Raw genomic sequence first — 14,781 nt, forward strand, 5'->3', positions numbered from 1 at the left:
GCCGGCCGCTGGCCGGCTTCCATGGGATCATGAGGTTGCCGGCCAGCGGCCGGCACTACCGCGACGAGCGCGTCCAGGGCAGCAGCCGAGCGTAGGCTCGGCTCTACAGGGCCCGCGCCAGATTGCAGTTTCCTTGTAGAGCCGAGCCATGCTCGGCTCGGTGCCGGTCGGCAGCCGGCACTACCGTTTGGTGGATCAGGCCGCCAGTGAATCCAGGGCGGCTTCCAGCGCATCCAGGTTGGGCAGCAGCGCGCTCTGCTCACCCAGCAGCACGCGCATGTGCACGATCTGCGGCAGGGTTTCTTCTGAGGCGTCGGCCAGCAAGCCGTCGCGCGGCACCGAGATCAGCTGCGGGAAATTCTGCGTCAGCAGCGCATAGTAGGGGCGCTGCGCGTTGCCGCTCAGGGCCTTCAGCACCACCACTTTGTTGTGACCGGCCACCGCCTCTTCGCCCAGCCCCGAAAGGCGTGCGAACGACACCAGCGGCACCTGCCAGCCGTGCCAGCCGATTTCGCCGACCAGCCAGCGCGGGGCGTCGGAGACCGGCTGCACCGGCACGCGCGACATCATTTCGGCCACGGTGGCATTGGGCAGCAGCACGCGCTCGTTGCCGGCCTGGATCAGGACGCCGCGGATTTCGTCATTGCTGGCATAGCTCATGGTGCCTCTCCGTTATCGTCTTCCGAGCCCCAGCGCGAGGCGATGGCCTGCGCCAGTTCCTGTGGCTCACCCGCCACCATGCCAGCGGCGACCACCGCCGTGGCTGCGGCAGGGTCATAGCAGCCCTCGCCGACCTGCCCGGCCACCCAGGCGCCGGCGGCGGCCAGATCCAGCGCCGGACCAACATGCGCAAGATCGGCACCGCTGAGCAGGACCAGCGCAGTGTGGTCAGCCGGCAGCGCGGCAATCGAAATACCCTGCGCGTCGCTGACGAAATGCAGGCCGTCACTGGCTGCCTGCACGCCAATGTCATCGGCCAGCACGTGCACTTCACCGGGTGTTGCACGCTGGCCGGCTTCGGCCAGCTGCACCGGCAACGGCGACACGCGTGCCATCTGCTTGACCAGGTTGCCGTAGCGTCCGCCATCCAGGCGCATGTGCACCAGGACCGGCACGCTCAGCGAAGACGGCAGCGCGCCGAGCAGGCGACGCAACGCGTCCGGGCCACCGATGCCGGCCAGCACCAGCAGCGATCCGGCGCGTGCGCCCACGGGCGCTGCGGCATCCAGGTCGACCAGGCTCAGATGACCGGTATCGAAGGAAGGCAGCGATGCCTCCACTGCAGCGTGGTGCGGAGCGGCGGCCGGGGCATCGGCCCCGTCTTCGACCAGGGACCAGGCGGTGTGGTCGAAGGAGACCGGCGGCAGGGGCGCTGCTGCGGGCGCGGACTCTGCCAGCGACGGCAGTGCGGGCGGCTCCAGCGGCTCGGGCACGACCGGCTGCAACGCCGCCAGCGCCTGTTCCAGCGCGATCGGTTCGTGCAGCGGCGCGGGCGGCGAGTACAGGCTGTCAGCAGGGACCTCGTCGGCCCAGCTCAATGCCTGGTCCAGGTGCGGCTGCAACGCTTCTTCCTGCGGCGCCGGCGGTGGTGCCGGGTGGCCCGGCTCCAGCTGCAGGCCGGGTTCTTCTTCGGCCCCCGGCGGCAACACCTGCTGGTGGCCATGCAGCTTGGCGGCCAGATGACGGCCCCAGCGCTGAGCCTCCCAACCATCACGACGTGCGGCCAGCTCGGCCTCGTCGAAGACCAGGGTCAGGCCCGGTGCGGACAGCACCGCTTCCAGGCGCTCCAATGCATCTTCGATGGCGGCTTCCAGCGCGATCACCACGAACTGCGGGCGCGCCTCCTGCAGGATCCGCACGTCCAGCGTATTGGGATCATCTTCCAGCACCAGCTGTACATCGGCGTGCGACAACGCCTCGCGCAGGCGCTCACGCGCCGCGCCGGGACGGGCCAGCAGGGCAACGGCCGGAGCCGTTTGGGTTTCACTCACGGACACGGGCGATCCCCAGCAGGTCGTACACGTTACGCATCAGGTCCAGTTCCTGGTACGGCTTGCCCAGGTAGCGCTGGACACCGATCTCGAAGGCGCGCTGGCGGTGCTTGTCACCACTGCGCGAAGTGATCATCACGATCGGCACGTGCCTGTAGCGCGGGTCGGCACGCATCGCGGTGGCGAGCTCGTATCCATCCATGCGCGGCATCTCGATATCCAGCAGCATCAGGTCCGGCACGCGCTCTTCCAGGCGCTCCAGCGCCTCCACGCCGTCGCGGGCAACGCTGACCTCGAAATTGTGGCGTTCGAGAATGCGGCCGGTGACCTTGCGCATGGTCAGCGAGTCGTCCACCACCATCACCAGCGGCACCTGGCGCTCCTGGCGCGGTGCGTTGGCCAGCACCGGCAGCGTCGGGTTGGCGAGGAAGCGGCGCACCAGCGGCGCCACGTCCAGGATCACCACCACACGGCCATCGCCGGTGATGGTCGCGCCGTAGATGCCCGGCACCGATGCGATCTGCAGGCCGACCGGCTTGACCACGATTTCGCGGTTGCCCAGCACCTGATCGATTGCAACGGCGGCCCGCAGGTCGCCGGCACGGACCAGCAGCAGCGGCACCTGGTCCTGGCCATCGGCACGCGCCGGGGCCTGCCCGACCAGGCTGCCGAGGTCGTACAGCGGATAGTCTTCGCCACTGTAGCGGTAGCTGCTGTCGACGGCTTCGAAGCGCTCGCGCGACAGGCGGCCGATACCACTGACCGAGGCCACCGGCACCGCGAAGGTGGTTTCGCCGATCTGCACGAACACCGCCTGGGTGACGGCCAGCGTCTGCGGCAGGCGCAAGGTAAAGCGCACGCCCTGGCCACGCACCGACTGGATGTCGACCGAGCCACCGAGCTGGCGCACTTCGTTGCGCACCACGTCCATGCCCACGCCGCGGCCGGCCAGCTGGCTGACCTGATCGGCGGTGGTGAAGCCGGACGCGAAGATCAGGTTGTCCAGCTCCTGCTCGTTCGGCTGCGCATCGGCGGCCAGCAGGCCGCGGTCGATGGCGCGGCGGCGAATCGCTTCGCGGTCCAGGCCAGCGCCGTCGTCGGCCACTTCCAGCACGATTTCCGAACCTTCGCGGTGCAGGCGGATGGCGATCTCGCCCTCCTCCGGCTTGCCGGCGGCGCGGCGCTGCTCCGGCGCCTCCAGGCCATGGGCCACGGAGTTGCGCAGCATGTGTTCCAGCGGCGCGACCATGCGGTCGAGGACGTTGCGGTCCAGTTCACCGTGGGTACCTTCCAGGGTCAGGTGGACCTGCTTGCCGGTATCCATGCCGGACTGGCGGACCACGCGGCGCAGGCGCGGCACCAGGCCGTCGAACGGCACCATGCGCGCGCGCATCAGGCCATCCTGCAGCTCGGAGCTGACGCGCGACTGCTGCTGCAGCAGCGAATCGTACTGGCGCGACAGATCGTCAAGCACGCCCTGCAGGCCACCCAGGTCGGCCGCCGACTCGTTCAGCGCACGGCTGAGCTGCTGCAGGGTGGAGAAGCGGTCCAGTTCCAGCGGATCGAATTTCTGGTCGGCCTGGTCCTGTTCGCGCTGGTAGCGGGCGACGATCTGCGCCTCGGTTTCCAGGTCGAGTCGGCGCAGCTGGTCGCGCAGTCGCGCATTGGTGCGCTCCAGTTCGCCCATGGCACCACGGAAGGCACCCAGCTGCTGTTCAAGCCGCGAGCGGTAGATCGCCACTTCACCGGCATGGTTGACCAGGCGATCGAGCAGGTCGGCGCGCACGCGCACCTGCTCCTGCTGCGGACGCGCCAGCGGATCTTCATCGACCACGCCTTCTGCCGGCAGCGGTGCCGACAACGGCGCATCGAGCAGCGCCGGAGCCGGGCTGGCGACCGGTGCCGAGGCGGTTTCTGCGACGCTCGCCACGTTGGCCGCCGCTGCCGCCGCGATATCGGTGGTGGTACGCACTTCGAACGCATCGACCAGGTCCCGCGCCGGTTCCACCACGCGATGATCACCGGTGCGGGTCAGCAGCTGGTGCAGGCGATCGAAGCCACGCTCCAGCAGCTGCACATCGCGGCGCTCGATCTCGGTGCGGCCGGCGGCGACGGCTTCCAGCAGCGATTCGATGCTGTGGCCGAGATCGCCGATGGCGTTGATGCCGGCCATGCGCGCGCCACCCTTGAGGGTGTGCAGGTCTCGCTGCAGGCCGGCCAGCACCTCGCGATCCTGCGGTGCATCGCGCAGTTCGCTGATCAGGCCATCACAGTGGTCGAGCAGGTCCTTGCCTTCCTCGACAAAGATATCGACCAGCTCGCGGTCGTACACGCTGAAGTCAAGTGCGTCGGCGCCGTCTTCGGCATCGGCCGCATCAGGCGCCTGCTCGAGGTGCGGCGCACGGGGCGTGACGTCGGCCTCTGCAATCTCAGCATCGGCATCGGCATCGGCATCGACCATGCCCTGGCCCGGCGCCTCTTCCATCTCGAAGAAGCGCACCGCAGCAGCGCTGCCCTGCGGGGCCTCCGCGGTGATCTCCTCAATCACCGTCGCCGGGGACGGCTGATCGGCGCTCTCTCCTTCACCGACCGCCGCCTCCCCGCCGACGTCCGCATCCTCGGCAAAGGCATCTGCCTCGCCCGGCGCGAGTTCGCTGGCCTGGAGGCCGATCACGGGCCATTGCCCGTCGTCGTCCAGGGTCTGCTCTTCCTCGATCACGTGCAGGCCGGCCTCGAGCGCGGCTGCCAGCGTGACCGGTTCTGCAAAACCCGGCACAGCCATTTCATCCTGCAGGCTCGACAGCTCGCTGTCGAGTGGCAGTGCAGCAGCGTCGTCAATGACGCGGTCATCGCCACGGCCCGAATCAAAGGACAGCGACGTATTCAGGTCGATCGCGTCAACTTCCGCAGGCACCGGCAGCTCTTCCGCGTCACGGTCATCCACCGGCAGCGCACTGGCGTCGAGGTACGGCGACAGATCGTCGGCCATGGTCAGATCAGCGTCGTCGACCGTCACGATCGTGGGCACGGCATCTGCTTCGGCCACTTCGACAGCAGGCGCACTCTCGACCGGCTGGATCGATTCAATCGCGCCGGTGTCCGCCACGGCAGGTTCAGCTTCGCCTGGCACCGACGGCCAGCCGGCGTCGAAGTAACGCGAAAGATCATCGCTGGCGGTCAGCTCGCCCACGTCCAGGCCGCTGTCGGCCGCGACATCCAGCGGCTGCGGCTCGGCTGCAGCTGGAACCGGTTCCAGCGCATCTTCGGCAAGCAGCTGCGGCTCGGCAATGAGATCGGGCGCCGCATCGAAAGCGGACGGCATGCCGGTTTCGTCCAGCGCGTCCAGCCCAGACAGCGGCGCTTCGGCTTCGGATGCCTGCTCGACATCAGCCGCCAGCTCGACGCCCTCCTCATCCTCGTCTTCCAGCGCGAACAGCGGCCAGCGTGCTTCCGGCAGCTCGCCGGCCAATGCCTGCAGCCGCTGCACCAACGCGCCCTGCGGAACAATGCGCGGCTGTTCGGCCTGCAGCGCCTCCATGGTCGCGGTGATCGCCTGCGCAGTCGCATCCAGTGCGGCAACGCCTTCGTCGCCAGGCACCACGTCGGCGGCCAGCGCGCGCTTGATGTAGGACTCGGCACCGCCGGTGACCGCCGTGATTTCCGGTACTTCGGTCATCGCGAAGGCGCCGTTCATGGTGTGCACTGCGCGCAGCAGCGCGTCGCTGACCGGCTGCGGTGCCTGCTGCGCCGAGCGCAGCCAGTCCTGCAGGGTGGCCTGGTGGACTTCCACTTCGGCTTCGAGGATCTCGCGCAGCACGCTGTCGATGTTGGCTGGCGTGCCTACGGCCTCGGGCACCGGCTCGGCTTCGTCCTGCACCGACGCGATGGCTTCGGCCGCCAGGATGCGGCTGATCTCGTCCTCGCCTTCGGCCACCGGTGCCACAGGCGCGGCCGCTACCGGCAGCGGCACGTAATAGGTTTCCTCACCGGCGCCGACACGATCGGCGATGGCCTGCATCGCCTGCAGGTCCACGCTGATGCGCTGGCCATGGCGCAGCGCGGCGTTCAGCTGCGGCAGCGCGGCGTGCGCGTTGTCGACCATGGCCAGCACAGCCGGCGAGGCCGGACGGCTGCCGTCCAGCACGCGGTTGAGCATGCCCTCGATCTTCCACGCGAACTCACCCAGGGTGCGGGCACCGACCAGGCGGCCACTGCCCTTGAGGGTGTGGAAGATGCGCCGGATCGGCCGCAGCCGGTCCATGTTGTCCAGCTGCACACGCCATGCCGGCAGCAGCGTGCCAAGGTTGGCCAGCTCGTCGTCGAACTCTTCCAGGAACACCTCGCGGATGTCTTCGTCGATGTTCTCGGCATCGTCGTCGAAGCCCGCCTCGAAGCCGGCCTCGGTCCCAGCCACGACCGGGATGTCCGCAGCGGGCGGAGTCGCCATGGCCTGCGGATTGAAGTCGGCCGCCGCGGCGCTCAGCTCGGCAAAGAACTGCGCGTCGGCTTCGCTGAAATCGATGGGCGCGATGGTGTCGATATCAATCACCGACACCGCCGGTGCCGGTGCATCGGAGGCCGGCGCCAGCACCTCGGCCATCGGCGCGGGCACGTCCTCTGGCACATCCGCCGGAACGGCGTCCACTCCGGCAACCACAGGGCTTTCGTCTACCCGCAGGGGCGTGGCGGCATCGACGATCTCCAGCGACGGATGCAATCCGGCGTCGTCGTCCAGCGACAGCGTCTCCATCGCGTGCAGCGACAGCACGTCGTCGGCATTGTCCAGCGCATCGGCGTCGAAGCGGAATACCACGTCCTCACCGGCGGCAACCGCATCGTGCTCGGCAGCGACCGGGTCGAACACCGGCGCGGCAAAGTCAGCGGTGTCGAAGGGCACCGACGCTTCGACGTCGTCCTCGACAGCCATCACGGCCACATCGGCCACTGCCGGCGGCGTTGCCTCCAACAGTGTCCACTGCGGCGCCGATCCCACTCCGGTTTCGGCCCGTTCGAAACTGACCGGGTCGAAGCTGGCGAAGGTCGGACTGCGCTCGTCTTCGGTACTCGTGGCCGGATCGGAGTCGGAATGGAACGGTGCGAGATCCCATTGCGGCACGTCGGGTGCAGGCGCGCTGGAGGCGGCGAAGACCAAGGGCGCATCTGCGTCGTCCTGCAACGACAGCGGTGCGGATGCAGCGCTCCCCAGCGCACCGAACATCAGGCTGTTGTCCACCACCTCCGGTGCAGGCGTGGCAGGTGGCGGATCAAAGGTAAAGTCCGGCAGCGGCACCGGCACAGTGCCGGCGGCGGGCGCGGCCGGCTGCACCGGAATCTCGATGCGCTCCGGCTGCAACGGCTCGGCCTGCAGCGCTACCGGCTCGCGTTCGATCAGCAGCGATGCGAATGGAATCGGCGCGGCGGCAACAGGTTCCACCGCGTTGCGGTCCGGCAACGGCCAGTAGCGCAGCGCTTCAAGGCTGCTGCGGGTGATGTCGAGAATGTCCTCGCGGCCCGGGCGGCGGTCGCGCAGTGCTTCGAGGTAGTACTCCAGGCTGGCCATGGCATCGGCCAGGGTGTCCAGCTGACGGCCACTGGGCACGCGCTGGCGACCGATCAGCTCGGCTTCGATGTACTGCTGCACACCGCGCAGGTAATCGGCAGCCGTGCCCAGATCCAGCATGCGCAGCGCGCCAGAGACATCGCCCAGCAGGCGCGGCACGTCCTGCAGCTCGGCATGGTTCCAGCTGGTTTCAATGAACGCGACGAAGTGCTCACGCGCGGCGGCGAAGTTGGCGATGGCCTCATGCGCCAGCACTTCTACCGTGCGCCGGTTCTCCACCGCGCTCGGATCGTCCGCGCCACTGCCGCCGGCGCCCAGATGAGCAACCTGGTCATCCAGCGAGGCATCCACGTACAGCAGTGCCCCGGCGATATCCAGCAACAGGTTCTCGTCGATCTGCTGGCGCCCTTCGACCACGCCACGCAGTGCATCACGCTGCTGCACGACCACGCCACGGGCAACGCCCAGGCCCATCATGCCCAGCGTATCGGCCACCGCACCGAGCTCGTTGGCCTGGGTCTGCAGCTGCTCCGGCGCACCGCCGGTACGCAGGTGCAGGTCCAGCGCATCCTTGATGCGCAGCAGTTCTTCCTTCACTGCACTGCCCACGGTATCGAGCAGCTCGCGGTTGCGCCCGCTCAGACTGCCGCGGGCATGGTCCAGCTCGGCCTCGGTGGCGGTGACGCTGTCCGGTGCGAATGCCAGCAGTACGCTGTCATGCACGCCTTCTTCGCCACGTGCGGCACGGATCTCGTTGAGCAGCGGCATCAGCACGATCGGGATATCGCGATGCCCGTTCTGCAGGCGCTCCAGGTAGTCAGGCAGCAGCACGCTGCCACGCATCAGGGTCGCGCAGGCTTCATCCCGATCGGCCACACCCCCAGCGCCGATGGCATTGGCCAGCTGTTCAAGCTCCTCGGCCACCATCGCCGGGGCATACAGTTCGACCATGCGCAGGGTGCCCTGCACCTGGTGCAGGTAGCCGGCGCAGATGCGCATGCGGCTGGCATCGGCCGGGTCTTCCGCGTAGTACTCGACCTCGTTGCGCACCTGGCGCAGGGTCTCGTCCAGCTCAGGCTTGACCCAACCCAGCGCTGCGTGGCTCATCGCATCGCGCAGACTGCTCATGGACGCGCTCCGTTCGCCGCCGCGCGGAAGCCGCGCGAGTTCTGGCGTGGGGAATGGAAATGCTTCATCGACTGGTTCCTTGCTCGCCGCCCTGCCCGCGTCACGCCGGCAGCTTGAAGTCGGCGACCGAACGACGCAGGTCGGCCGCCAGCTGCGCGAGGTGGCCGATCGATTCGGCGGTCTGCCCGGCACCCTGCGAAGTCTGGCCGGTGATCTGCCGGATCACGCCCATGGTGCGGGTGATGTCCGAGGCCGCGGCGGACTGCTGCTGGGCGGCGATGGAGATGTTCTTGATGAGGGTGTTCAGTGCATTGGACACGCGTTCGATTTCGGTCAGCGCGGTGCCGGCGTCCTCGGCCAGGCGTGCACCGGACACCACTTCGGCGGTGGTCTGTTCCATCGAGGTGACCGCTTCGTTGGTATCGGCCTGAATGGCCTGCACCAGGTTCTCGATGCGTCGGGTCGCGCCGGAGGTACGTTCTGCCAGGCGCTGCACTTCGTCGGCCACGACCGCGAAGCCGCGGCCCGCTTCACCGGCCGACGCTGCCTGCACCGCAGCGTTCAACGCCAGGATGTTGGTCTGCTCGGAAATGTCGTTGATCAGTTCCACGATCGAGCCGATTTCCTGCGACGACTCGCCCAGGCGCTTGATGCGCTTGGAGGTTTCCTGGATCTGGTCGCGGATCTGGTCCATGCCCTGGATGGTCTCGCGCACCACGCCGGCACCCTCGGCGGCGATCACCACCGAGCGCTGCGCCACGTCGGCCGACTCGGCCGAGTTGCGCGACACCTGTTCGATGCTCGCAGCGATTTCGCCGATGCGGTCCGAAGCCGAAGTGATCTGGTTGGCCTGGTGGCCCGCCGCCTCTGCCAGCTGCATGGCGGTCGCCTGGGTTTCCTGGGTGGACAGCGCGACCTTGGCCGAGGTGTCGTTGATGGTGGTCACCAGGTGGCGCAGCTCGTCGACGGCGTAGTTGATCGCGTCGGCGATGGCGCCGGTCATGTCCTCGGTCACCGAGGCCTTCACTGTCAGGTCGCCCTCACCCAGCGAGGAAATTTCGTCCAGCAGCCGCATGATCGCCTGCTGGTTGCGGCTGTTGAACTCCACCTGGGTCTGGTAGCGCAGTTCCTGCTCGCGCGAGCGGCTGCGCACGTTGGTGGAGACGAAACCGATGATCGCAATCAGCGACAGCGCACCGGAGACCACGCCGATCCAGAAATTCGGGAACAGGCGGGTATCGGACACCGAACCGAACGAGGAGAACGCCTCGAACAGCTTGCGGCTGTCGTCCAGCATGTGCGCCGAACCCTGGCCCAGTGCGGTGGCCGCCGACTGCGCGGCGAACAGCTGGCGCGAGCTGGCCAGGATCGCGTCGGCGTCCTGCTTCATCGCTTCCCACTTCTGCTGCGACTGCTCCAGCGCGGCCACGGCGGCGGCACCGCGCACGGCGGTGATGCCCAGTTCCTCGTTGCCGTTGCGCAGGCCGTCGAGCACCTGAGAGAACACGGTGATGTCACGGGCCAGTGCATCGCCCGAGGTGGCAGCGGCGCTGCCACCGGCACGCATTTCCGTCACGCGGCGGGCCATGGAGCCGGCCACCACCACCTGCTGCAGGGCGCTGTACACCTGCGACGACGGCGCGCCGGAAGCGGACATCGCACGCACCAGCTCGTTCAGCTGGGCCTGTAGCCCCGGCACGGCGCCGGTGAAGTTGTTGGCGTTGCCGGCCAGGGCCAGCACCGCCGGTTCACTGGCGACCAGCTGCCCGGCCTGCTTGCCCAGCGGCGCCCAGGTTTCGCCCAGGGTGGCGATCGCACCGGACACGCCCGGTTCCTTGCCGTAGCGCCCCTGCAGGGTCGACACGTTCTGTTCGATCGCGTTGCGGGTGGCCTTGAAGGCGGTGAACGCCTGCGCGTTGCCGCCCACCGCGTCACGGCCCTGGTTGGCCAGCTGCTGTGACAGCACCTGCAGGTCGGCCGCCTTGGAACCGGCATCGGCCAGGCGACTGCCCTGCCAGGTGGCGACGCCGGTGTTGACGCCGAACAGGATCATCGATGCCAGCAGCAGGAACAGCCAGAGGTTGCTGCCGCCCAGCCGCAGCTTGCCGGTCTTGGTGGCGTCCGAAGCAGTACTCATCGTTCAACCTCGATCTTCAATGCAGGGGGCGTTGCCCGGCCTCAGGCCGCGGCTTGCCGGAATTCAGGGGTACGCGACAGCAGCGAGAGCGAGAACACGCCCCAGTCGTGGTCGTCGGCGTGGAAGGCGCGATCGACGAAGTGGCCGTAACGCCCTTCGGCCAGCGTGCCGGCTTCGATCTGCTGGTCCAGTTCGAAACTACGCTGGCCGAACAGCTCATCGATGGTCAGCGCGACGTCGCCGCCGGCCTGGCGCATGATCAGCACGCGCTGGCCTTCCTGCTGCACGGTACGCGTGCCTTCCAGGAAGTACTTCAGGTCGACCACCGGGAACAGGTTGCCGCGCAGGTTGCCCACGCCCAGCAGCCACGGCTGTGCGCACGGCACCGGGGTGACCGGCGGCATCGGCACGATTTCCACCACTTCGCGGAAATCGGACACCAGCCGGCGCTGGCCGACGCGGTAACCCACGCCACGCCAAAGGTCCTGGGCGAACTGCCGCTCGGGCAGCTGCACCGCGTGGGCCAGGCTGCGCCGTTCGTAGGCTTCGAGAATGTCGAAGGGCGAGCGCATCAGGCCACCAGTTCGTTGATCCGCGCGATCAGTTCATCCTCGCGCGGCGGCTTGACGATGTAATCGGCCGCGCCCTGGCGCAGGCCCCATGCCTTGTCGGTTTCCATCGCCTTGGTGCTGACGATGATCACCGGGATGTGCTTGATCGCCGCATCACGGGCCATCGCACGGGTGGCCTGGAAGCCGCTCATGCCGGGCAGGACCACGTCCATCAGCACCAGCTGCGGCACCTGGTCGCGTACCAGTTGCAGTCCATCCTCGGCGTTGTCCGCTTCCAGCACCTCATGGCCGGCACGGCGCAGCCACTGGGTGAACACCGCGCGGTCGGTCGGTGAATCCTCGATCAGAACGATACGAGCCATTGTGCCTTTCCCCCCTGGTCAGGCGTTGACGTATGTGCGGATGGCACCCAGCAGTTCTTCACGCGTGAAAGGCTTCGTCAGGTACTGCTCCGAGCCGACGATGCGTCCCCGCGCCTTGTCGAACAGGCCATCCTTGGACGAGAGCATGATGACCGGGGTCGCCTTGAACAGCTGGTTGCCCTTGATCAGCGCACAGGTCTGGTACCCGTCCAGGCGCGGCATCATGATGTCGACGAAGATGATCTGCGGTTGCTGGTCTGCGATCTTCGCAAGCGCTTCGAAGCCGTCGGTGGCGGTGACCACCTCGCAGCCTTCGCGCTTGAGCAGCGTTTCCGCAGTCCTGCGGATGGTCTTCGAATCATCGATGACCATCACCCGGAGTCCTGCGAGTTCCCCGCCCGCAGTCGTGTTTTCAGTCATTGCCTATCCCCAAGCGCACGGCCCGATCTCTGGCGGGGGCCGCTACGAAAGCGTATCTATATCGCACTTTCCGCGCCCGCTTCAAGGCCGCCCCATGGCGCGGGGCATGGCACCCTCCTGAACGTGACGGGTTTCGCAATGCGTGCGCGGGCGCCGGGCGGACGCTGCGTTGCAGTACGGCGGGGAGGCGCGCGGGCGGCGTTGCCGCTACCATCAACGCCTTGCCTGACAGGTGCGCCCATGCCGTTGAACGTCATCGTGGTGATGGACCCCATCGCCCACATCAAGATCGCCAAGGACACCACCTTCGCCATGCTGCTGGAAGCCCAGCGCCGCGGCCATGCCCTGCACTATGTGCGCCCGGGCGGCCTGGCCCTGGAGGGTGGCGTAGCGGTGGCCCAGACCGCACCATTGCAGGTGCGCGACGACCCGGCCGGCTGGTATGAGCTGGGCGCATTCAGCCGCACCGCATTCGGCCCCGGCCAGATCGTGCTGATGCGCAAGGACCCGCCGGTCGACGCCGAATACATCTATGACACCCAGGTGCTGGACGTGGCCGCAGCGGCCGGCGCCTGCGTGGTCAACAACCCGCAGGGCCTGCGCGACTACAACGAGAAGCTGGCCGCCCTGCTGTTCCCGCAATGCTGCCCGCCGACCCTGGTCAGCCGCGACGCCAAGGCGCTGAAGGCCTTTGCCCTGGAACACGGCCAAGCCGTCCTGAAGCCGCTGGATGGCATGGGCGGCCGCTCGATCTTCCGCAGCGGCCAGGGCGACCCGAACCTGAACGTGATTCTGGAAACGCTGACCGACGGCGGCCACAGGATGGCACTGGCGCAGAAGTTCATTCCCGACATCACCGCCGGCGACAAGCGCATCCTGCTGGTCGATGGCGAACCGGTCGACTACTGCCTGGCGCGCATCCCGCAGGGCGACGAATTCCGCGGCAACCTCGCCGCCGGCGGCCGCGGTGAAGGCCGCCCGCTGAGCGAGCGCGACCGCTGGATCGCCGCCCAGGTCGGCCCGGAGATGAAGCGTCGTGGCATGCGCTTCGTCGGACTGGACGTGATCGGCGACTACCTGACCGAGGTCAACGTGACCAGCCCGACCTGCGTGCGCGAACTGGACGCCCAGTACGGCCTGAACATCGCCGGCACGCTGTTCGACGCGCTCGAGGCCGGCCTGCGCTGATGCCGTCCGCACCTGCCGTCCTGCCCCCGCCACCGCGCGAAGCGCAACGGCTGGGGGCGACCATCGCGCTGTCTGTGCTGGTCCACGCCCTGCTGATCCTGGGCGTGGGCTTCGCCGTGAAGGGCGATGCACCGCTGGTGCCGACGCTGGAAGTGATCTTCAGCCAGACCCGCACCGCGCTGACGCCGAAGCAGGCTGATTTCCTGGCCGCGGCCAACCAGGAAGGCGGTGGCGAGCACGACCGCGCACAGCGTCCGCGCGACAACCAAGCCGGTATCGTGCCCCAGGCCCAGTCCGGACTCAGCCCGGTGCCACAGCAGCAGCAATCGGCCGCGCCGGTTCCACCGCCGCAGGCACGGGTGGTCAGCAGCCGCAATGGCGAAGAAATGGTGACGCAGGCGCAGTCCCGGCCCACGCCGGATCAGCCCGAACCGGACGCACCGCTGAGCGCGCGCGAACAGCGCGACGTGGAGATGGCGCGATTGGCCGCCGAAGTGCACCTGCGCTCGGCGCAGTACGCCAAGCGCCCGAACCGCAAGTTCGTGTCGGCCAGCACGCGCGAATATGCCTATGCCAATTACCTGCGCGCGTGGGTCGATCGCGCCGAGCGCGTAGGCAACCTGAATTACCCGGATGAGGCGCGGCAGCGCCGTCTCGGTGGCCAGGTGGTGATCAGCGTGGGCGTGCGCCGCGATGGCAGCGTGGAGAGCAGCCGGATCCTGCGTTCGAGCGGGACGCCGCTGCTGGATGAGGCAGCACTGCGGGTGGTGACGCTGGCCCAGCCGTTCCCTCCGTTGCCGAAGACCGAAGACGAAATCGACATCCTGCAGGTCACCCGCACGTGGGTGTTCCTGCCTGGCGGCACCCTGCACGACGACCGGTAGGGGTTTGTTACCCGGGCCTGCGGCCCGGGACCCGCAGAGGCAACGGCCACAGCCGAAGCAACAGCAGAAGCGGCGGCGGGGATGCTGGACCTGGCGGGGCGGTGTGGGCTTGCAGGACACGCCGTAAACCCCCAGACCGGCCCAGCCGCTGGCGGCTGTGCGTTCGGGCGCTTGCGAAGCAGTGCTTCGCAACCAAAGCGCCCTCACCCCTGGGGGCTCGATGGCGCCTTGCTCGTGTGCGCTGTCCTGCGCACACGGCAAGACCGGGGCGCTGGGCGTCCTGCCCAACCCGCCCGAGGCATGCCTCGGGCCCATGGCGCCAACGGTCCTGCAAGCCCACACCGCCCCACCTCCGACAGATCGCGGCGCATCATCGGTAGGTGTCGACCTTGGTCGACACACATCCACGCAACGCGTGGATGCGAGCGAAGCGACCCGCTTTTGACTTTGATTCTCTTTTTTGATTTTCCGTGGCGGACGCACACGGAAACTGTCCGTGGCCGGGCGGGTGGGCTGCGCAGGGGCGTGAGCCGCATGGA

9 protein-coding genes are annotated in these 14,781 nt (G+C 68.1%); 2 read left to right on the plus strand and 7 right to left on the minus strand.

The genetic code is table 11. The features are described from left to right. Window positions 1-195: 195 nt before the first annotated feature. The 7 genes from N5D20_RS23030 to pilG all read right to left on the minus strand — a co-directional run bounded on the left by N5D20_RS23030 (window position 196) and on the right by pilG (window position 12,170). Window positions 196-660, minus strand: a complete 465-nt coding sequence (locus tag N5D20_RS23030; protein WP_010482710.1) for a chemotaxis protein CheW — start codon at window positions 658-660, stop codon at window positions 196-198. Then, window positions 657-1,997, minus strand: coding sequence for a chemotaxis protein CheB (locus N5D20_RS23035; RefSeq protein ID WP_197579835.1), 1,341 nt, complete (start codon window positions 1,995-1,997; stop codon window positions 657-659). Before N5D20_RS23035 ends, N5D20_RS23030 begins: the two co-directional genes overlap by 4 nt. Beyond that, window positions 1,984-8,679 (minus strand): Hpt domain-containing protein, encoded by a 6,696-nt coding sequence (locus N5D20_RS23040; RefSeq protein WP_197579833.1) that lies wholly within the window; start codon window positions 8,677-8,679, stop codon window positions 1,984-1,986. Before N5D20_RS23040 ends, N5D20_RS23035 begins: the two co-directional genes overlap by 14 nt. 100 nt (window positions 8,680-8,779) lie before the next feature. Beyond that, a complete protein-coding gene (locus tag N5D20_RS23045; RefSeq protein ID WP_010482706.1) occupies window positions 8,780-10,816 on the minus strand; it encodes a methyl-accepting chemotaxis protein in 2,037 nt (678 codons plus the stop codon). Window positions 10,817-10,857: 41 nt separating this feature from the next. Further along, complete coding sequence (locus N5D20_RS23050; protein ID WP_171955128.1) at window positions 10,858-11,388, minus strand: chemotaxis protein CheW; 531 nt, start codon at window positions 11,386-11,388, stop codon at window positions 10,858-10,860. Further along, window positions 11,388-11,750 carry a response regulator gene (locus tag N5D20_RS23055; protein WP_005410717.1) on the minus strand — a complete coding sequence of 121 codons (363 nt, stop codon included), beginning with the start codon at window positions 11,748-11,750 and terminating at the stop codon, window positions 11,388-11,390. Before N5D20_RS23055 ends, N5D20_RS23050 begins: the two co-directional genes overlap by 1 nt. An 18-nt stretch (window positions 11,751-11,768) precedes the next feature. Then, the gene (pilG, locus tag N5D20_RS23060) at window positions 11,769-12,170 is read right to left on the minus strand and encodes a twitching motility response regulator PilG (protein WP_005418455.1); all 402 of its coding nucleotides are present in this window, start codon (window positions 12,168-12,170) and stop codon (window positions 11,769-11,771) included. 240 nt (window positions 12,171-12,410) lie between these two features. On the opposite strand from pilG, the gene gshB reads away from it, so the two are divergent. Both gshB and N5D20_RS23070 read left to right on the plus strand, forming a co-directional pair. After that, window positions 12,411-13,358 carry a glutathione synthase gene (gene gshB, locus N5D20_RS23065; RefSeq protein ID WP_019338700.1) on the plus strand — a complete coding sequence of 316 codons (948 nt, stop codon included), beginning with the start codon at window positions 12,411-12,413 and terminating at the stop codon, window positions 13,356-13,358. After that, complete coding sequence (locus N5D20_RS23070; RefSeq protein WP_197579825.1) at window positions 13,358-14,242, plus strand: energy transducer TonB; 885 nt, start codon at window positions 13,358-13,360, stop codon at window positions 14,240-14,242. The genes gshB and N5D20_RS23070 overlap by 1 nt, the downstream gene beginning before the upstream one ends. Window positions 14,243-14,781 lie beyond the last annotated feature (539 nt).

The sequence above is a fragment of the Stenotrophomonas sp. GD03877 genome (assembly GCF_029840555.1).
GTDB classification, from domain to species: domain Bacteria; phylum Pseudomonadota; class Gammaproteobacteria; order Xanthomonadales; family Xanthomonadaceae; genus Stenotrophomonas; species Stenotrophomonas geniculata.

What these genes read in the sequence shown, in the direction of transcription:
- N5D20_RS23030 (WP_010482710.1), bottom strand. Translation starts at nt 660, where the DNA reads ATGAGCTATGCCAGCAATGACGAAATCCGCGGCGTCCTGATCCAGGCC.
- N5D20_RS23040 (WP_197579833.1), bottom strand. Translation starts at nt 8,679, where the DNA reads ATGAGCAGTCTGCGCGATGCGATGAGCCACGCAGCGCTGGGTTGGGTC.
- N5D20_RS23045 (WP_010482706.1), bottom strand. Translation starts at nt 10,816, where the DNA reads ATGAGTACTGCTTCGGACGCCACCAAGACCGGCAAGCTGCGGCTGGGC.
- N5D20_RS23050 (WP_171955128.1), bottom strand. Translation starts at nt 11,388, where the DNA reads ATGCGCTCGCCCTTCGACATTCTCGAAGCCTACGAACGGCGCAGCCTG.
- N5D20_RS23055 (WP_005410717.1), bottom strand. Translation starts at nt 11,750, where the DNA reads ATGGCTCGTATCGTTCTGATCGAGGATTCACCGACCGACCGCGCGGTG.
- pilG (WP_005418455.1), bottom strand. Translation starts at nt 12,170, where the DNA reads ATGACTGAAAACACGACTGCGGGCGGGGAACTCGCAGGACTCCGGGTG.
- gshB (WP_019338700.1), top strand. Translation starts at nt 12,411, where the DNA reads ATGCCGTTGAACGTCATCGTGGTGATGGACCCCATCGCCCACATCAAG.
- N5D20_RS23070 (WP_197579825.1), top strand. Translation starts at nt 13,358, where the DNA reads ATGCCGTCCGCACCTGCCGTCCTGCCCCCGCCACCGCGCGAAGCGCAA.